The organism is Vibrio sp. PID17_43 (assembly GCF_002608565.1).
In the GTDB taxonomy this organism is placed as follows: Bacteria; Pseudomonadota; Gammaproteobacteria; order Enterobacterales; family Vibrionaceae; genus Vibrio.
In genome coordinates this window covers 125437-144453 of the sequence record NZ_LIXM01000003.1, presented here as the reverse complement: position 1 = coordinate 144453, position 19017 = coordinate 125437, and the positions used below count along the sequence as shown (strand labels likewise).

Annotated in this window: 19 protein-coding genes; 8 read left to right on the top strand and 11 right to left on the bottom strand. The window is 47.1% G+C overall.

The window, feature by feature from the left end:
* Nucleotide 1 precedes the first annotated feature (1 nt).
* On the top strand, nt 2-1042 hold the full coding sequence (locus AK965_RS03290) for a flagellin (protein ID WP_099078260.1): 1041 nt from the start codon (nt 2-4) through the stop codon (nt 1040-1042).
* A gap of 94 nt (nt 1043-1136) precedes the next feature.
* On the opposite strand, the gene AK965_RS03285 is transcribed toward AK965_RS03290, so the two are convergent.
* Nucleotides 1137-3809 (bottom strand): DUF2339 domain-containing protein, encoded by a 2673-nt coding sequence (locus AK965_RS03285; protein ID WP_099078352.1) that lies wholly within the window; start codon nt 3807-3809, stop codon nt 1137-1139.
* Nucleotides 3810-4185: 376 nt separating this feature from the next.
* The gene (locus tag AK965_RS03280) at nt 4186-6477 is read right to left on the bottom strand and encodes a glycoside hydrolase family 9 protein (RefSeq protein ID WP_099078259.1); all 2292 of its coding nucleotides are present in this window, start codon (nt 6475-6477) and stop codon (nt 4186-4188) included.
* Nucleotides 6478-6974: 497 nt separating this feature from the next.
* Here AK965_RS03280 and fni point away from each other — a divergent pair, with 497 nt between their 5' ends.
* The 6 genes from fni (at nt 6975) to AK965_RS03250 (ending at nt 11582) form a co-directional block, all read left to right on the top strand.
* Complete coding sequence (gene fni / locus AK965_RS03275) at nt 6975-8012, top strand: type 2 isopentenyl-diphosphate Delta-isomerase (RefSeq protein WP_099078258.1); 1038 nt, start codon at nt 6975-6977, stop codon at nt 8010-8012.
* 100 nt (nt 8013-8112) lie between these two features.
* Nucleotides 8113-8376, top strand: coding sequence for a DUF3012 domain-containing protein (locus tag AK965_RS03270; protein ID WP_099078257.1), 264 nt, complete (start codon nt 8113-8115; stop codon nt 8374-8376).
* Nucleotides 8377-8594: 218 nt separating this feature from the next.
* A complete protein-coding gene (gene guaD, locus AK965_RS03265; protein WP_099078256.1) occupies nt 8595-9905 on the top strand; it encodes a guanine deaminase in 1311 nt (436 codons plus the stop codon).
* A gap of 74 nt (nt 9906-9979) precedes the next feature.
* Nucleotides 9980-10417 (top strand): hypothetical protein, encoded by a 438-nt coding sequence (locus AK965_RS03260; RefSeq protein ID WP_099078255.1) that lies wholly within the window; start codon nt 9980-9982, stop codon nt 10415-10417.
* Between the two features lie 115 nt (nt 10418-10532).
* Nucleotides 10533-10970, top strand: a complete 438-nt coding sequence (locus tag AK965_RS03255; protein WP_099078254.1) for a hypothetical protein — start codon at nt 10533-10535, stop codon at nt 10968-10970.
* 141 nt (nt 10971-11111) lie between these two features.
* On the top strand, nt 11112-11582 hold the full coding sequence (locus AK965_RS03250; protein ID WP_099078253.1) for a hypothetical protein: 471 nt from the start codon (nt 11112-11114) through the stop codon (nt 11580-11582).
* Nucleotides 11583-11698: 116 nt separating this feature from the next.
* Here the strand turns inward: AK965_RS03250 and AK965_RS03245 are convergent, their stop codons facing one another.
* The 9 genes from AK965_RS03245 to fliD all read right to left on the bottom strand — a co-directional run bounded on the left by AK965_RS03245 (nt 11699) and on the right by fliD (nt 18304).
* Nucleotides 11699-11986 carry a hypothetical protein gene (locus tag AK965_RS03245; RefSeq protein ID WP_099078252.1) on the bottom strand — a complete coding sequence of 96 codons (288 nt, stop codon included), beginning with the start codon at nt 11984-11986 and terminating at the stop codon, nt 11699-11701.
* Nucleotides 11987-12074: 88 nt separating this feature from the next.
* Nucleotides 12075-13067, bottom strand: a complete 993-nt coding sequence (locus AK965_RS03240; RefSeq protein WP_099078251.1) for a flagellar motor protein MotB — start codon at nt 13065-13067, stop codon at nt 12075-12077.
* The gene (motA, locus tag AK965_RS03235; RefSeq protein WP_099078250.1) at nt 13067-13924 is read right to left on the bottom strand and encodes a flagellar motor stator protein MotA; all 858 of its coding nucleotides are present in this window, start codon (nt 13922-13924) and stop codon (nt 13067-13069) included. The genes AK965_RS03240 and motA overlap by 1 nt, the downstream gene beginning before the upstream one ends.
* A gap of 10 nt (nt 13925-13934) precedes the next feature.
* The gene (gene lafS / locus AK965_RS03230) at nt 13935-14663 is read right to left on the bottom strand and encodes a lateral flagellar system RNA polymerase sigma factor LafS (protein ID WP_099078249.1); all 729 of its coding nucleotides are present in this window, start codon (nt 14661-14663) and stop codon (nt 13935-13937) included.
* Nucleotides 14664-14675: 12 nt separating this feature from the next.
* Nucleotides 14676-15185 carry a flagellar basal body-associated protein FliL gene (gene fliL / locus AK965_RS03225; protein ID WP_099078248.1) on the bottom strand — a complete coding sequence of 170 codons (510 nt, stop codon included), beginning with the start codon at nt 15183-15185 and terminating at the stop codon, nt 14676-14678.
* Between the two features lie 22 nt (nt 15186-15207).
* A complete protein-coding gene (locus AK965_RS03220) occupies nt 15208-16260 on the bottom strand; it encodes a flagellar hook-length control protein FliK (RefSeq protein WP_099078247.1) in 1053 nt (350 codons plus the stop codon).
* The gene (locus tag AK965_RS03215) at nt 16257-16577 is read right to left on the bottom strand and encodes a LafD (protein ID WP_172438050.1); all 321 of its coding nucleotides are present in this window, start codon (nt 16575-16577) and stop codon (nt 16257-16259) included. Before AK965_RS03215 ends, AK965_RS03220 begins: the two co-directional genes overlap by 4 nt.
* The gene (gene fliS / locus AK965_RS03210) at nt 16561-16947 is read right to left on the bottom strand and encodes a flagellar export chaperone FliS (protein WP_099078246.1); all 387 of its coding nucleotides are present in this window, start codon (nt 16945-16947) and stop codon (nt 16561-16563) included. The genes AK965_RS03215 and fliS overlap by 17 nt, the downstream gene beginning before the upstream one ends.
* Nucleotides 16948-16966: 19 nt before the next feature.
* The gene (gene fliD / locus AK965_RS03205) at nt 16967-18304 is read right to left on the bottom strand and encodes a flagellar filament capping protein FliD (RefSeq protein ID WP_099078245.1); all 1338 of its coding nucleotides are present in this window, start codon (nt 18302-18304) and stop codon (nt 16967-16969) included.
* 416 nt (nt 18305-18720) lie between these two features.
* Between fliD and AK965_RS03200 the strand changes: the two genes are divergently transcribed.
* Nucleotides 18721-19005, top strand: a complete 285-nt coding sequence (locus tag AK965_RS03200; protein WP_253252654.1) for a hypothetical protein — start codon at nt 18721-18723, stop codon at nt 19003-19005.
* Nucleotides 19006-19017 lie beyond the last annotated feature (12 nt).

The following is a 19017-nucleotide window of genomic DNA, read 5'->3' as shown; positions in this document are numbered from 1 at the left end:
TATGGTGATGAGCACAGTAGAGGTAAGACCCCATAGCATACGCTTAGGTGGGCAAGAACAAGCCTCTATCATGCCAACCCGCTCAGCGGATTCGAGCAGTGCGATTAAGCCGCGTCCTACGCAAGTTCAGGCTGACACCGCGTCAGCCTATTCTGTTTCCGGTATTCAGCTTACTCAAGGTCAGCAACAAGCAACAGCGGTACAAATTGCCTGTAAATCGTTGCAAGTGATTGGTAAGGAGCTGACTCAAATCAAGCGAGGTTTGACACAAGCCGTCAACCAAGGTGCACAGAATGTCCCTGGTCTGCAAGAAGGGCTCGTTCGTTCTAAAGCATCGATTCAACAAGTGGTTGAGCAAGCTCGTTTTGATGGGCAGAAAGTGATTGATAACGAACTGCACCTCAAGCTGGATAAAGCGGATATCCGTCGATTCTCGATCCCCGGTTTGAACGTGCATCGTTTGAGTGAGAAAGCTGAGCAAATCCGCTTGGACTTTCCGCAAGGCCAATCGGTGATGATCCAATTCGATGGTCAAGCCGATGGTGCACGTACCGTGAAAATGCTCGACCGCAGTTTGATTGCGATGGGCATGCGAGCATCACTGGCAGAAGATGGCACCATCTTGTTTGAAGCGCACGAGACTGCATATCAACAAATGCAGCAAAAAGTGTTAGTGACGGGTGAAGGTCATCGTTTTCCTGCAGGGCAAGCGAATGTGCTGAACCTAAAATCAGAACCGGATGGCATCGCTGAGTTAAGCTTTGATTTAGGCTCTCGTGATGGCATCAAACAGACCATCGCCAAAGTGAACCAGCATATTAGACAAGTGCAAAACAGCTTGGAAGAAGCCAAAGTGTTTCACGGTGAATTGAACTTACAAATGCGCTCTGTGCAGAGTCAATCTAACCAGATGAGTGTTGCTGATGTAAATGCGAAGCTCGATGACTTTATGGCAAGCTCAGGCCAGTTTAGCTCGACATTCCAAGCGCTCAATGCACAAGCGAATGTGCGTCGCCATACCGTGGTGGCGCTGTTGAAATAGCCCTTCAAGAACACTCCAAGATTCCCTTCTCAATTCACCAGTGGTTGCGTAACCTAGAAACGAGTTGGGAATCACCGCTATATAATCCTGAACTCTATTCCACTTGTTCCACCGATTCCGCCACTGAGCGATGCAGTTTTTGGAATAACCATCCCAATCCAATCAGTGATGCGCCTAAGCCTAAGAAGCTGATCGCACGCCAGAAACCATCCAGTGAGCTTACATCCCACAAGAACACCTTCAGCGCGACACACGCTAACACTGCCAGACCAATACGCTGAATTGTCATTGCTTTACGTGTTGCGCCTACCCAAGTCAGTATGCCACCGACAATCAACCCGGCAATCGAGTAGGTAAAAAGCTCAGCCATGCCAGTCGGTTGAGCTAGGGTCATCGAGACAGGTTGCCAGAACTGCCGAACCGACATACCTAGCCAAGCGGTCGCTAAGATAAGCCCAAAACTTGCGACTACAGGGCGCGGGATCTGTAATGTGTTCCAACGCTTGTAAGTGGTGACTAGTAAAATAACCGCAGGCAGCAGCCATCCGAGTGACAGCATGTTGAATACAGGCAAAGACTCCGCGGAAACATTATTGATCATCAACGGCGACTCAAGGCTATTGAGTAGCATCATCAATACAACAAAGGTGCCCCAAAGCAGGTAGCTGTAAGCTTGATAAACCCGTGCTAGTTTCTGCGCAAACTGGCTGCGATAGCTGTAAACCAAACCCATCACTAATGCTTGGTTAGCAAACACAATCGCCGAAGTGAAATCGATGTCGCCAAGGTAGCCGTATTGCCCTGTCAGCCAGTAGTTGGTTTGGGTGAACACCGCCATCAAGAACACATGTAAGAACGCACCTTCAAACCAATTGGCGAGCTCTGTATCTGAGCGATGCAATACGGTACGTGCGTAAGCAAGAATTGCCAAAGAAGGCAGATAACTGATCAGTACCCAAGCCCAGTGACCAGCATTGACAGGCTGCCACTGTGGAATAAAAGGTAATAAGGTCAGACGAACGACCAAGATGCCCATTGCGACTTTCACGGCCCAATTGGCAGGGCGGAACAGGTTAATTTGAGTTTGCAGCGCCATTACCGCCACTTGGATCGAAATGGCAGTGGTGAACCAAGTGTCACTTAGCCAAACAAAAGCCGTTCCGGCAATGATGGCATGCATGATGGCAGAACATTCCAGTGCTACAGCTTGAAGACGGTGTCCAAGTACTAGGTAATAGAATGCGACGAGTGCGGTGAATGCGGTCCAACCCAGAACGTGACGGCCCATAAACTCATCGGCGTAGAGCAAAGTTATCAGCGCCATTGATGGGGCGAGGACAAGCAACAACATCAGCGCGATTGGTGAACGATCACCAGCAAGGATTTGGCAAAGTGTTCGTAGTGCGGTCAAAGTAATGCTGACTGCCAATGCCACTAATACCCATGTTTGTGCGTTGGGCATGTAAATGGACTCTAGTGCAATGGAGAGCAGCAAAATTGCGGTTGCGGTAATCAACGTGCTTGGAAGGAATAAGCGTAAAGACCAACTTTGGCGAATCGCAGGTAGCCAGATTAATGCCAGCAGAAACGCATATAGATACAGCATTTGTGTGATATTAATTGTCGGCATCCGAGCGAGTGCAGACAGCATCAAAAGAACAAGTGTCAGTGCGATGGCTGTTGGCGGATGCGTCCACTTGCCGTGGCAATGACGATAACGTGGATGGAGCGCCCACCCCAGCCTTGGTACAGCAAAGACCAGATATAAGGTTAATGATAGGAAGATACCCAACCATGAGAATAACGTGTCAGTTGGCAGGCGTTCGATCAAGACCAACATCCACAACAGGTGAGGGATAGTAATACTAGGCGACAGCCACGCTCGCTGGACGGATTGCATCAATAAGGTCGCGGCGAAGGATATTGCGCTGATGTAGCTCGCCAATAGGTAGTAATTGGGCTCGGTTCCTGCAACCCACAACGGCGCTGAATATCCACCAATGAGACCAAGCACAGCCATCAACGGGCCTTGGCGCAGAGACAGCGCAAGACTAGAGAAAGCGGCACCCGCTAGGATAACTAAAGAAACACTCGGCAATAGCAGCTGATAAAAAACAAAGGCAAAAATGACGGTGCAGTAAACGCCAGTTAAGCCTGTTCCGGCAATGGCTGCGGGGACATACGTAAAGCCGTGAGCTCGTTTGGCACGCTCGGGGTTTTTCTGCTCTTTGCGGTGGAACCATTCGCCTGCGAGGACGGTGGCAAGAGAGAGCGAGAAGGCAATGGTGACGCGCATCAGAGGGGAGAGTTCAATATGACTGCCAATCACTTGCACCAAATAGCCACCACCAATCAGCATGGCGATCGCGCCAACCCAAACTAACCAGTTCTCTTGAATGTTGGCTAGTAACTTATTGGCTTGTTTTTCAAACACAGACTCGTTGATTTGATTAAGGCGATCAATATGAACGTCATCGGAGTCTGGATTGCAAGGTTCAAATATTAGTTTTTGCTGATGTTGCAATTGTTCGTTGACGGCGAGATCTTGGATAGGATCTGACGCGATCTCAAGATCATCTGAGGTGGTGAATGCATTCGATGAAGAGGGCGATGACTCAACATTTGACGTCGGTTCAAAGCGTTGCTGGCTCTGAGGTGTGACGCACTCGGAAAGGCGTGAGCGTAACTCAGCTAACTCTTTATGCAGTTGAGATATTTCATCTTCCAATCTCGACACTCGGCCGACCGCCTTCAATGTAATGAGCATGGCGAAAAATGCCAAAATCACCGCTAATAAGGTAAACAACGCGTACTCCCTATCTAACAATGATGACGAATGTTCTGATTTGTCACCGCTTGTATTATTAAAGGTTAGTCCACTGTGTTACAGGCGAGCGAAATGTACAACATGGGTCGTAAAATTTGGGAGATGAGCGATTCATTATTAATGAATGGCAATGAAAACTGACAGCTTACCAATAGTGGGCCAAATTCAAATTTTTCAACTATTTTAATTGCTTAGCTAATTAACTCTTATTAAGCAGCAAACTCTTGTGCTTGTTTGTGTGCGTTGCAAGAAGAGGTAACTGGCGCATCAAAGACGAAAATATCCTTGATGCGACTTCGTGTTTTATGATTCAGATTTAGTTAAGTTTACCCTCATCTAACGCTGCACTGACCCAAACCAGAGGTGCATTCCAGTTGATGGTGATCTCATTGAGCGACCAGGCATTGATATTGTCTTTGTAACAGGTTTGACCGATACAATTGCCTTTCATGCCCGCGGCAATAGGGTCACTAAAGTTGATGGAGTTTGGCCCTCCAATCAGCGCACCGGGTGCAGGTGCGGGTGAATTTTCATCAACGGCTTTTGCCCAGAAGCGGTGATGTGGATTTTGCGCTGCGCGAGTGCCGTAGCCTGTGACATATGAGATGTTCATTGGGTTTGCGCCCAGTACATAGTCCATCGCGTTGGCTACGGATTTCAAGTAGCGTATATCTTGGCTAAAGTCGTTGGCATAGATAAGGAAAATGCTGCGATTTACAAGGTTGGAATTTGAACCCCAAGGGTAAGACTTCACGCTGTAAGGAATGTGGTAGCCTTCATTTTTCATCTGGCCTACGTATTGGTTTGCGGTGTGGATAATCGCCTGACGTGCCTTAAGGGTCACGCCCTCTCCCAAGGTATGTGGCACAACCGCTAAACTGATGGTGCCAAGTGGCGCAGTATATTGCCAGAAGATGTCGCCATCGGTGGCCTGATTACCTTTTGGTGTTTCTAGGTAGTGAGGTGAAGCTTCTAGGAAGGCTTTATAGTTAGGGTTTCCTGTCGCAATAAAGAGCTCAGTTGCCGCCCAGTAAAAATCATCGCTTAGTGACAGATCATCATAAGGGCCAGAGCCGGTAAAGTTGTCATAAGCATAGATCTCAGGTAAGCGATTTGCCGCTTTCCAAGCGTTTTCAGCCGCCGTTAAACACTGTTTGGAGAAGCTCGCATCGATGTTTTTCCAGATACGTGAACATTGAGCACCAATTGCGGCAAGGTTGAGTGTTGCTGCTGTACTTGGCTGACCAACATAACGTTTTTGAGTGTCTTTGTGTGGAGGGAGAGGCATCCCTGTCCATACTTCATCGGCAATTTTATGGAACGCTAGGTGTGAACCATCAACTTTGCTCAGTTGCAACTTTTTGCCATCTGACTGGTCACCAATTGGCGCATACACCATTTTGCCTTGCGGAATTTGCATTGCAAGCATGAACTCTATATTCCAACGTGCTTCAGAAAGCAGCGCATTGACCCCGTCTTGTGGCTCAGGAATTTTTGCCGAGCCATCAGAGAATGGCAGCGCAGCGCCCTCGACCCATGTGCCACGTTCGTACAAATTTAGCAGGGTCCATGTCGTGATGCCGCTATTCACCGTGTATTTACCGTGATCGCCAGCATCATACCAGCCACCCGTGACGTCAATCGAAAAGTCACAGCCAGGCCAGTCATTGCCCCATGCGTCTTGCTTGTCGTAGCAGGTGACAATATCTTTAGTATGGCCAGCAGGTCTTGCTAGGTCGTCCCGTTGGACATATTGTGGCTTAATCTCAATACCACTGCGGTTTTGGTAAAAATAGGAAAACGCGTCGTGCTTCAATGAGTGGTAGATGTCATTGCGAATATCAAACGGGAACCCCGTTTCGTCATCAACGGTGATGGTCAGCCCTTTTTGCTGTGTGGTGTAATGAGACAGATCGATGCGGTGCAGATTTTCACCCGAGGCTGTATTGAGGCCAAACGGCGTGGTTTGGCCTAGGTCAATACTGATACCTTGTGCATTTTTAAGTGTCCAACGCAGTGGTTCCGTAGATTCAGACGCCACGAAAATAAATTTGTCGGCCTTTGGCAAAAAACCAACCTGGTTTTGACGAATTGGTGAGGTTTCTGCGATATGAATATACGGCTTACCGTCAATGGAAACGTTGGTGATACAAATGGTGGCAGGCTTCTGTGCGCCCATTTGGAACTGAAACTCACCGCCAGCGTCGCTATCGTGCTGCTGAGTAAATTGATAGCGATAAGACTGTGTGGTTTTACCAATCCGCGTGTCTTCAGTAAAGTAGTGAGTATAAGGAGGACCTTCATGTTGAATTAGGGTTTTAACCTGAGTATCGACATCGGCTCTCGCATCGAAACTGATGGTGTACTCTTGGCCTTTCTCAAGCCCCACACCACCGTGGCCTAAAATTATGCTCCATGCATTGGTGCCTGGATTGGTTATCTCCATACACGCTTCGTCGCCACTGGTGTCAATCGAGCCCCCCGCTGTCCACCAACCATCGATGCCATTGGTAAAGTTGCCATTTCTAATCATTTCATCTGCTTGAGAGGCAGCGTTGAATGAAAGTGAAATAACAAGGGATATGAGCGTCATATTCTGTTTTTTCATAGTTCCTCCGTATTCATTACAGTAAGGTTACAAGGGCAACGTATGGTTGGATATTGAACGATATGTGGTTGTGAACTTGGTGGGCTTTGGTTTTCGAGTTCGTGATTGCATCTGCGAGATTAGGCCAGTACATGAATCAGTTTCATCGCAAAATGGATTATTGTCGGTCAGTAAATGGAAGTTTAATGAGGTCGTATAAAAAGCACTAAGGCTCGATTATAGTCTCAAGTCATTGTCCCTGTTGATATTGCCATTTGCCGTTTTGGCATTGCGAGGCGGGTATTCGAGTGTGTAACCGCATTTGATAGAATATTTTTTGACTAAGCCCTCGCTTTTCACTGTACTAGTATGGAAAGGTATCGAGAGGGGGCAGGGCTGTGGAGATGAGTACAGGTGATTGGTTGCGGAAAAGAAGTTAGGTTATTTCTAAATTTTCGCATTGACGTCAATGTTAAGGATCGCAATACTGCGCCACTGTTTCACTTCAGAGTTACATTATGGCACCGCAGACGAACCGAAAAGACTTACATCTAGACGCTGTTTTACATCATGACATGAACATGAAGCACAAAACGGCGGGTTTCGAGTCTGTCGAATTTGAACATTGCGCATTGCCAGAATGTGATTTTAAAGGCATCGACTTATCGACAGAATTCTTAGGTCACCAACTGGCGTTGCCATTTCTTATTAGCTCAATGACGGGCGGCGCGAAAGAGGCCGAGATCATTAACTGCCGCTTGGCAGAGGCTGCGAGTGAAATGGGTATTGCGATGGGGGTTGGTTCGCAGCGCGTAAGCTTAGAAGACAGTTTACATTCAGGGTTAGGTAAAACCATTCGTGACCTAGCTGATGGCGTGCCTTTGTATTCCAATTTAGGTGCCGCCCAACTAAGAGATAAACAGCGTCTCGACAATGCACAACGCGCAGTCGACTTCATTCAAGCCGATGCATTGTTTATACACTTGAACCCAATGCAAGAAGCTTTGCAGCAAAATGGTGACTACAACTGGATTGGCGTGCTTAAGTCGATTGAGCAGTTAAAGCAACGCATTGATGTGCCGATGATCGTCAAAGAGGTCGGTTTTGGTATCAGCGGAGCGGTTGCCACACAATTGGTCGACGTTGGTGTGGATGCGATTGATGTCGCGGGGGCTGGTGGTACAAGCTGGTCTGCCGTCGAGGGTTATTGCCAGACTGACAGTAAAATGCAGCATGCAGCAGAACTGTTCCGTGATTGGGGTATGCCTACCGCACGATGTTTAGCGCAAATTCGAGGTCAATACTCAGAGTTACCATTGATTGCTTCTGGTGGGATATACAATGGACTTGAAGCAGCAAAAGCCATTCATCTAGGTGCAAACCTTGTTGGTCAGGCAGGCGCAGTATTGAGAGCTGGCACAATCAGCACACAAGCAGTAGTTGAACACTTAGAGCAAATGGCACTTGAGTTGCGTTTATCTTGCTTTGGCACCGGTTCGGTGGACCTTAAAGCATTAGTTCAAGCTCGACGGATGCACAAACAAACGCTCTATTAACGCATCGAAGTTGACTGAATTAAAATTGTCGATTTTTTAACACTGGCAGTGATAATTTCGGTATATTTCATTCACTGTTTGTAACTGGGCACTTAATTTTATGAAAAATCTGGTACTGCTACTGTTGGCATCTTCCGCTCTTACCGCGTGTTCTGATGAAGTTGGCACCGAAGGCTGGTGTAACGATATGAGCGACAAAGCAAAGACAGAGTGGACCACTGACAATGCTTTGGATTTCGCTAAGTATTGTGTCCTTCAAGATGGCATTGGCAGTGAGCAGTGGTGTAAAAACCTGAAAGACAAACCAAAAGGTGAATGGACGGCGAATGAAGCGACAAGCTATACTAAGCACTGCATTTTCTAAATAAGCTATTCCTATGCGCTATAGCACAGGATGAATCATTACCACGCCGAGCATCACGCTCGGTTTTTTTTCGACTATACCTATGTATGTTGAGGTTGCTTGGGTATTTGGCTTTGTGCTGACGGACATGAACGCAATGCGTTGCTGCTGAGCCCAAGTTTGAAATAAGGATGATCAGCTATAGTTAGAACGTGTCGATCTTTTGAGTGGTGTGATGCATGAAGACAGAAACGACAGTAGTAATTCGAGCGAGTTTTCTCCACTTTATTGAAAACCCTTGTGACGTCGATGATGAATCTGCAAGTTATGAGTATCTAGCTGATGGTCTATTAGTTGTAGAACATGGTCATATTAAGCAGCTCAAGGCGTTTGACGAATCTGACTATAAACAGTACGAACACATTGAGGACTTACAAGGCAAGCTCATTATGCCTGGTTTTATCGATACCCATGTCCATTATCCTCAGACACAAATGATTGCTGCTTATGGCGAGCAGTTACTGGAATGGCTCGAGACTTACACTTTTCCAACAGAGAAGCAGTTTGAAAACAAAGCGCATGCCAAAGCAATGGCAGAGTTTTTTATCAAAGAACTACTCAAAAACGGAACCACAACCGCCCTTGTGTTTTGTACTGTGCATCCGCAGTCGGTTGATGCTTTGTTTGAAGAGGCGATGCGTTTTAACCTGAGGCTTATTGCAGGCAAAGTCATGATGGACAGAAACGCACCTGATTATTTGCTCGATACCGCGGAATCCAGTTATTCGCAAGTCAAAACATTGATTGAAAAGTGGCACAACCATCATCGATTACAGTATGCGATCTCCCCGCGTTTTGCCCCAACGTCGACACCTGAGCAACTCGCTGTCGCGGGACGATTGAAAAAGGAGTACCCCGATGTTTATGTTCATACACATCTATCTGAAAATAAAAATGAAGTGGAATGGGTAAAGTCACTTTTTCCTGAGTACGTCGACTATTTCGATGTGTACAAATATTATGGTTTGGCCGGGAATAAATCCGTTTTTGCTCATGCGATACACCTGTCAGAGCCTGAATGGCATGTGATCAAACAAACGAACTCTGTCGTCGCGTTCTGCCCAACGTCGAATTTATTCCTTGGCAGTGGCCTGTTTGATTTGGAAAAGGCCGAAAAATTGGCGATTCGCTTTGGTCTGGGTACAGATGTTGGTGCGGGCACGAGTTTTTCGCTGCTCCAAACACTAGGTGAAGCCTATAAGGTGGCTCAATTACAGGGTGAAAAGCTCTCCGCGTACATGGGTTTTTACCTCGCGACGCTCGGAGGCGCTAAAGCATTAAGCCTTGATGACAAACTTGGAAACTTTGAGACAGGAAAAGAGGCGGACTTTGTCGTACTCAACTGGTCTGCTACCGATTTACAGAAATTGCACGCTCGTTACTCACAAGGCTTGTCCGATCGATTATTCGCGCTAATGATGCTTGGTGATGAGCGCAATATCCACTCCACTTTCGTCGCCGGGGAATTGGCGTATGTAAATGGTGAATGATTCATTTCTTGTGCCTACAATAATAATTCCATGGCCAGCTCGTACTGTACGTTGACAAACATGTGAGGTTCGAAATGAAAAAGATCGTCTTAACAATGATAACGGCTATTGCACTCTTTGGTTGTGAAGATGTGACAAAGAAGATGGAACAAACACAAGAAGCCGCCAATAAGAGCATTGATGCTGCTCAACAACAAATGGTGGACATACAGGAGCAGGTTGAAGACGTCGATTTTAACCTCGGCTTATATGGGGATGCGGCAATTTCAGCCGAAGGGTTAGCGGCATCGGTGGAAGAAGCTCTGGATGTCGACTTTAGTGATGCCCAAGCGGTTAAGGAAGTAAAAGAGCATATTGCCGTCGCATATCACTGCTTCGTTAAAGATACTTCCGCTTCTACGGCCGAAGACTTGATTAAAAAAATTGTTGCGACTATCAACAGTGAGCAGTCTAAAACGTTAATTGAAGAAGGGGTTGAAAGCGCCAAATTAGTAAAAGAGTGTGAAATGTAAGCGCCAAGAAAAGAGGAGTGGCCTTCAGCGTTTGCTAAGCGGAATTACTTACTTCCACTAACTAGAAGTGATGGTTTAGTATTGCATGGTATCCCCATGATTGTTAAGGCTCAAAATGAAAAAGATTATCTCAACAATGATAATGGCGATGGCGCTGTTTGGTTGTGAAGACGCGACAAAGGCGATCGATCAGGCACAAGAGGCGGCTAACAAAGCGGTAGACTCGGTTCAAGAACAAATTGATATCATTCAAGATCATGTCGATTCAGTTGACTTTAACCTTGAGCAATTTGGTGAAGCGACGGAATCTGCCCAAGCGTTAGCGGCGTCGGTGGAGGAAGCATTGGATGCGGACTTCAGTGATCCAGAAGCGCTTGTTGAGGCAAAAGACGATATTGCCAATGCCTATCGTTGTTTGGTAGAGGCATCTTCCGAGTCAACCGTAGAAAAAATGATGGATAACATTCTGGCGTCTATCAGTAATGATGAAGCTAAATCTCTGATTAAAAAGGGGATTGATAAAGCTAAGGCCGCGAGTGAGTGTGTGATGTAAGCATCACCAGATCAGCAAAAGGAGGATACGATGATCCTCCTTTTTTCATTTATGTCGTTCTGAATGACCATTGATTGTCACCTATCTTCGAGTGATGAACTAAAATTTCATAGTGTTTATAAAAATGGATAAAGGTTCAAAATGAAAAAGACATTTTTTGCAGTGATGATGGCCATGGCGTTGATTGGTTGTGACGACGCTAATAAAGCCGTGGATAATGTACAAGAGGCGGCAACTGAAACCATGGATAAAGTCCAGGAGACCGCCAATGAGGCTACGGAAGTGGTTCAAGAGCAAATGGAAAAGACCCAAGAACAAGTTGATTCAGTCGGGTTTGACTTCGAGCAATTTGCATCCACATCGGAGACGGCTAAGACACTGTCTAATACGGTAAAAGACGCGATGAATGTGGACTTCAGTGACCCACAAGCTATCGAAGAAATGAAAGATCGCATTGCCAACGCCTATCAATGCTATGTTGAATCTACCTCCGAATCGGAAGCCGCAGATGCGATAAATAGCATGATGGCATCAGTGAACAGTGATGAGGTGAAGTCATTGATAGAAAAAGGCATTGAGAAAGCCAAAGCGGTAAAAGAGTGCGTGATGTAAACGGCACGCTAATCGGAAAGAGGGGATGAGGTTATCCCCTTTTTTTGTGTCAAATAGCATGCTGTTGTATTGATTGGTCTATGCGCTTGGAGGCCACCCCCTCGCTGCATGGCACTTTAAACTAAGAAGAAAAAATAGAGAAAACAAACGAAGGCCAGCAATGTGGCGGACAGCACTGGATAGAGAATGTAAGAGTCTTGATGGCTGGTGCGCTGGTAGCATAGCGAAACTAGCAAAATGTTATACACCACAAGCAACAGGCTTATCATGGTGCCACTATTGAGATTGAGGCTCGAAAGTTGGGTGAGAAAAAATGCTAACAAAAGGTAGTCGAAAATGATCAGCCAAAGAAAGGCTTTTTTTAAAGCATCATTTTTGTTTTTAATAGGCGCAGGTACGGGCATATTGAACTCAACTAAACAGTCACAGCAACATCGGTTAATTGGTAGAAAAGGTCACGCAGTATCAAAGCCCTGGTGACCTTCTAGGGGGTTAGAGGTTTTGAATTTCCGTTTTTGGTGAGTCCGAATCCACCGAATAACGAATGATTTCCTGGCGAAAAACAGGCTGATTAAACTCTGCTTTTTGTTTTGCTTTTTGTAATTCGCTGTCTTGCTGATTACCAAATAACGTTGCCAACACCTGTGAGGCGGGGGTCGTTAAAACAAATAATTCAATACGACGGTTTTCGCTAGAATCTGGCTCTTCTGGATTAAGCAGGGCACGATCCGACATCCCAGTCACTTGCAAGACACGATCATCTGGCATGCCACCTTCCACCAAGGTGTTTCTTGCCACATCGGCACGAGAAGCGGATAGCGCCCAGTTCGATTGTCGACCAAATCGCTTCTTGAATGGCGTCGAGTCCGTATGACCACTGATGATCAATGGATTGCTGATGCGTTCGAACACAGGGGCAAGCGCAAGTAATAAGTCTTCAAAGAAAGGGGTTAACTCTGCACCGCCACGGCTGAACATGTGCTGCTTGTAATCATCTTGCAGAACAATGCGCAGACCCTGTGGTGTAATGGTGACGTTAACGTTACCTTGCGCACTGATTTGTCCCACGACTTCATCAATTACCTTAGCGAGCAGAGCAAGTTGTTCCTGGCTGTCGAAATTACCTGGGATAAGCGAATCGATCTCTGGGCCATCGCCGTCACCTTGGAAGAAGGAGCTGACGACATGGTTAGAGTTGTGTTTACTTGGCACAGAAGAGTCCTGTGCCAAGTCGATAGGAGAGATACTTTGTGAGGTATCGAAAGGGTTACCGTAGCTCTTATCAAAAACACTCGAACTATGAAGGTGCGCCACAATGGCTTTACGCTCTTCCTTGTCGACCACTTGCATGACCCAAAGGACAAGAAACAGCGCCATTAACGCGATCATGAAGTCGGCAAATGCGACTTTCCACGCACCACCATGAAACTCATCATGGTTATTTGCTTTTGCGCGTTTGAACACCACATGCTCTTGTTTTTGCATTATCCCTCCTGCTCAGCTAGCCACTTCTCCATTTGGTTGAAAGTTGGTTTGATGTCTAACTGAATGTGTTTACGACCAGCGTCGATAGCAAGCAATGTTGGCTTTTTCGCTACGTAAGCAACCAGAGTGGCGCGTACACATTCGAAAGCCGTCATGTTTCGTCTAACGCGTTGAGCCATAGCGTTACTGAGTGGATCTAAACAACAGTAACAACCGAAAATACCAATGAATGTACCAACGAGGGCGGCGGCAACATGATAACCAACCAACGCAATTGAGCCGTCAATGGCTTGCATGGTGATAATGATGCCACCGACTGCCGCAAGAATACCGAACCCAGGAAGTGCCTCTGCCGTGCGCTGCATAGAGCGTGAAGGTAAAAGCATCTCGGTTTGAATCGCTTCGATTTCTTGTTCTAATAGTCCCTCTAATTCATGAGGCGACATTTGTCCCATTGCCATTAAACGTAAATTGTCGGTAATGAAAGAAATGAGACGATGATCGTTACTGATTTTCGGATAAGCGAGGAAAATTGAGCTCTGTTCTGGTGATTCAATGTGCGAATCCAGAAACTTAAAGCCACGGCTGCGAGCGGTTTCGAGCAGGTTGTTGAGTAGCGCCATTAGCTGCATGTAGTACTCATACTCTTGACGCGGGCCAGAGATGGTCGCACGTACTTGCTGGCGCATTTCTTTTAACACTTGTGGCGGGTTACCAATGATCAGTGAGCCTGCTGCCGCACCTATGATGATCAAAAACTCGGCTGGCTGCCAAATAGCGCTGAGTTTACCGCCTGCCCACATGTATCCGCCGAAGACACACATCAGGACGGTAATGGCTCCAAAAAACTTTTGCATCTTGTGACTCCTAAGAGGACATTAATTGGTTGAGTTGTTTTAGCGCTTGTTTGTGCAACTGACAGATGCGAGGTGGCGTCAGATCGAGCACGAGCGCGATTTCATGGAGGTTGAGCTCATGTTGATAGAACAAAGTGAGCAATAGTTGATCGCGTTTCGACATTTTTCCCAGCGCAGTGTCTAAGCTACGCCGGATGTGCTCATGTTCCATACCGTCATACTGACCACCAAAGTGGCTGTCGCTGCCGGTTTCCATTAATTGATCAAGGCTTTGCATTTCCCCTGCAAGAGCTGCATTTTGACGGTTGTAATAGTCTTGCTCATCAGTGCCGAGTGCTTTGATGATTTCAGCGTCGGTTGGCATTCTGCCTAGCGCTCGAGTGAGGTCTCGTGTCACGTCGTTAAGCTCATGTGCTTGCTGTCGGGTCTTGCGTGAGCGCCAATCCAAACGGCGAAGCTCGTCCAAAATAGCCCCTCGAACACGACAAACGGCAAAGGCGGGGAAGTGCGGATCATCCACATCCCCATAACGACGTCCGGCTTCGACAAGTGCAATCAAGCCAATTTGCTGCATGTCTTCAATACTGCAATGTGAGGTCGCATGAACGCGCAGTTGGTTTACGACGCGCTTAACCATGACTTGATGACGCTGCAGCAGTGCATTTTCATCAATCGGGCGCGACGGCGTATTCACTTCCTCCGTCGCGGTATAACTTTCCTGTAAGTTCATCTCCAACATAGCTGTGCTCCGTTATTGCACAACGTACTTGGTCAGCAAAACATCATCGATATCACGTACGATGTCGGTTTTTGCGAACGAAAGCAGTAGGTTCTCTTTGATTTCGCTTTGCAGGATATCAATGGCACCTGCTTGCTGAAGCTCATCAAAAGTTTTGTCGCTGAACAGTTTTAGCAGTGAGTTTTGAACCATCGGCATGTAGGCATCAATGTCCTTAATGCGCTCTGGGCGGCGTGTTTCCACCGCAAGTTCCAGCATCACAAAGTGAGTTTGCTTTTTGCCTTTGATGGTCAGCACCACTTTATCTAATGGATGAAAGCTTGGGCCTTTTGTCGTTGGTTGCTCAGAAGTTAAGAATGCCAACGGTGAATCTTCCAATAAGGCGCTAACGCTGGAGTCTGATGATGAAGACTCTGAACTTTTGTTGAGGTACCAAATACCGCCGACCACAGTGGCAGCGGAAACGAGGGCACTGGTGATGATCATGGTGATAAACAGGGCGATCATTTGTTGTTTGGTCATAACCTTTTTCCTCGATGATGCATTAGGCTTGAGTGTTCAGCCAATGCTCTGAATAGTTTGTTGTATTAGATTTGAAGGCGTTGGTTTCACGCGCGGTAAAGACGTTTGCTTCTTCTTGAGTGCCGTCATGAGAGTGTCGCTCTTGACCTTGATCCGAGCCAACGTTGACGTCTACGTGAACGAAGTTCTGCTCTTGCAGTTCAGTTCGAAGGCGCTCAGACACTTGCATCAGTGCCTCACGGGTTGCGGCGGTATTGGCGTTGATTTGTACGCTCAAGCGGTCGCCTTCAACACGCACCAACAAATCCAATTTGCCAAGCTCTGGCGGGTCGAGACGAATCTTGGCTTCTTGCAGGTTTTGCTGAGCTTGTAAAGTCACGCGATCTTGCAGCACTTGCATCATCTGCTCGCCCCATTTACCGGAACTGGTATCCACGCGAACGGCCGCCCACTCCGCACCTTGAGCTTGAGTTGTTGCAAGCGGTGAGGTTGGATTTGAATATTGCGCTGTTGTTGTCTGCGATTGCGTGTTGGCTGCGAATATTTGCCCGTGAGCAGATTGATTCAGCAACGGTTGCAAATCAGAAGCAGAAACTTTAAGCGAATTTGCCGCGCTCGCTTGAACACCACTTTGGTTTTCTTGCGTAGGGGAGGTAAGCATTGAATTGGCTTGGGCGCCCATGTTTGCACTGTGCGAGGTGCTATTTGCCGACACTTGTGCAAGCTGGTTGGTTTCGCCTTGCTTAATCGCCGCCTTACTTATCCCTTGCATGAGAACTTGCGCTTGCGTGGCCAGATTCACCTCTGATGAAGCATTACCTAGTAACGTTTCATCAGAGGTGTCTTCTGTGTGGAGCTCTGGTGAACTGACGTCAGGTTGCATCGCTTCCGCTGGTGAGGCTTGCGTATTTAAGCGAAATCCGGCAACGGTGATAGACGCGTTGGTTTGACCCTGTTGAGTGACCGTGGCTGAATTTGCTAGCGAAACGCCTTGCTCTGAACGCGCGTGAGAGATCTTCCCTACGGCGGTAGATTGAGAAGGTGAACTCGCAGACATTGAGTTGGTGACCATCATTGCGTTAGCTCCATCGTCATTGCAAGCTGATACGCCATGGCTCGTTCCTGTTGGTCGTTAACCATATTCATCTCTTGCTGTAGTTCGCTGGTGGCTTTCTCGAGTGCAGCAAACGCAGTTGCATGCACCGTTTTTGCTCGCTGGATTTCCGGTGCGAGTTTCATATCGTTCAAGAAAGGCTTATGACTGATAAGCAGTTCGCGCAACTGTAAATCGTAGCGTTTTAGTGCTTGCCAATCGGCTGTTTTAGTAGCGATTTGGATCAGTTTTGATAAGTGGCGAAATCGCTCCGGCGACACTTTATGCTTGCTGTCCAAAGTTCATCCATCCTTCTCGAACGTTACCCATCACACGCTCTACGTTGTCCAAACGCTCTGCGTCATTTTGAGTGCTGCCGTAATACAACTCGACTTGGCAGAAATCGTAGAGTTGACGCAAGTTCTCGGCGATCTCTCCGCCATTCTCTTCATCCAATGCGCTGCTTAAGCCGATAAGGATGTTCATGCACTTGTTAATGCCAATTCCTTTTTCTTCGAGGCGATTCGCAGCAAGGTGACCGCGAATACGTTCAATTTCATCGAGTAACCCATCGATCAGCATGACGACGAGTTGGTGTGGATTAGCGGATGCTGCTTGAGCATCCAGATCGACCTGTTGGTATGAGTCGTAGCCGGAATCCATGAGCATAAGTATTTCTCCTAAAGCGTTAACCAAACAGCGACATGGTTTGGTTCATTTGCGTCATTAAGGTGTTCATTTGAGTAAATTGGGTGAGGTAGCGGTTGTACGACATCTCGTACTTGCGCTCTAAAGAGACTTGTTTGTCTTCAATGCGGTCCATATTGGCTTGCAGCGCATCTTTACGAGAATTGAACGTGCCAGACGAGAACTTCAAAAACGGTTCTGCCATATCATCGAGTGAGTCGAGCAGGGCACCATCACCGTTAAACATTGCTTCAAGCGCAGCGCTGTTACTCTTCTGTGCTTCGGCGAATTTGTCTTGGTCGACTTTCATTTTTCCATCGCGATCGATAGTGATGCCGACTTCGCTCAAACGCATTCCGCCATGTTCGCCACGAACAAGCGCATTTAATTGGCTTTCAATCGAACGTAGCGTTGGGTCACTGGCTAGAACGCCACGCGCTTGGTCTTCGCTACCAATTTGTGTGTACTCATCTAGCGTAGAAATAAGGGCGCTGTAGGTGTCGACAAACTTAGTGACTTGCTCATTCGTGCCTTCAAGGTCTGCACCGACTTCCATCGAGATAGGGGCTTCACCTGAGTTTTGTGCTTTGGTGACCGTGATGTCGACACCATCGATCACACCTTCAAAGGTATTGCTTGAGTTAGTCAGTTGCAGCCCTGTGCCTTCCGCGCCAAGCCAGATAACAGCATCTTGAGGTTTACTGATTTCTGTTGTGTTGGTGAACGCATCTTCAAACCACGCTTGTCCTGTGCCAGTGGCACTGACATTGATGCTGTTCGCAACGCCTGTCTCGGTACTGGAGAGCATGAAGTGTGTTTGGCCATTTGAACGCACAAGCGTGGCATTCACGCCTGGGTTATCAGGGTTGTTGTTGATCGCGCTGACTAGGTCCGTCACGGTCGCTTTTCCATCACCGTCAGTATCCACCGTCGACATATCTAACGTCATGGTTTCACCATTGATGGTGAACTCTAACGTACCGGTAGTTGGGACCTCGGTAGTGGCCTCCAAGTCTGCAGGCATACCGGTAGAAATCTGATGTGAAGTAGCCACTTGCTCAACGAAAATCTGGTAGTTACCGACTAATGCGTTGGCATCGGCACTCGCGGTGAAAAAGCCGTCTTGAGAGGTCGTTGCGGTATTTTTGATGATGCTGTTTGTGCTGCTGTTCATCTCGTTAACCGCAGATCGGAAGTCACGCAGCGCACTTTCGACTTTACCTAGAGCAGCCAACTGTGTTTGGTAACGATCGGCTTGCAATTGGTAACGTTGCTGAAATGGCTGAACGTCTAACGTGGCGAACTGGGTTGCCATGGTAATTGGATCTAACGAACTCATGAGGTCGCTCCCTCTCTCATCTGTATTTGGCTTTTCTATGCCAGTAATAAATACTCAATCGCAAGATGTGTGCCTGATATCTATATCTATATAAAACAGTATCTTACTGACCATTCTGTGTGTTGGGAGGAAGCGACTTTTCCACCTTGCTGGTTCCGCTTTCCCCTTGATAGCTAATGGGGTTCCCAAATAAAAAAGGCGACCAAAAGTGGTGAAAGATTTAATCCAATGGAGGGAAGAAAAGCGAGGCATGAGCGATATGCATAATGCGCAAATTTAGGCGTTTACTGTTAAGGGATTCAGATTTTTCTGATCCTGTTTGAATGCAAAGGTTTGCTATCTTATGCCCCTGCAATTTTTGTGGTTGCTAGCGGCTGGCTATTCCCCCCTAATTCGACTAAAAAAGAACGACAATAATGAATGACTTTGTTTTACGACTGATGAAGTGTGCTCGTGCATATGAGGCTTTCATCGGTACCAAACTGCGCAGTAAACAGAACATTAATGCCGAAGAGCTGGTGAGCAGCCGTGTAGAGACGCTTTCTCGATTTCCAGAGCTCAAAGCGTATGAGCCACATCGAGGTGTGGAATCTGTCGAACTGGAACTGTTCAACAAGTTTCTTCTCGCTAACAACGAAAAAGCCTCCCGGATACGAGGAGGCTTTGATTTTTTGGACGAATTAAATTTTGCGCGTTATTAGCGAATAGTGAGT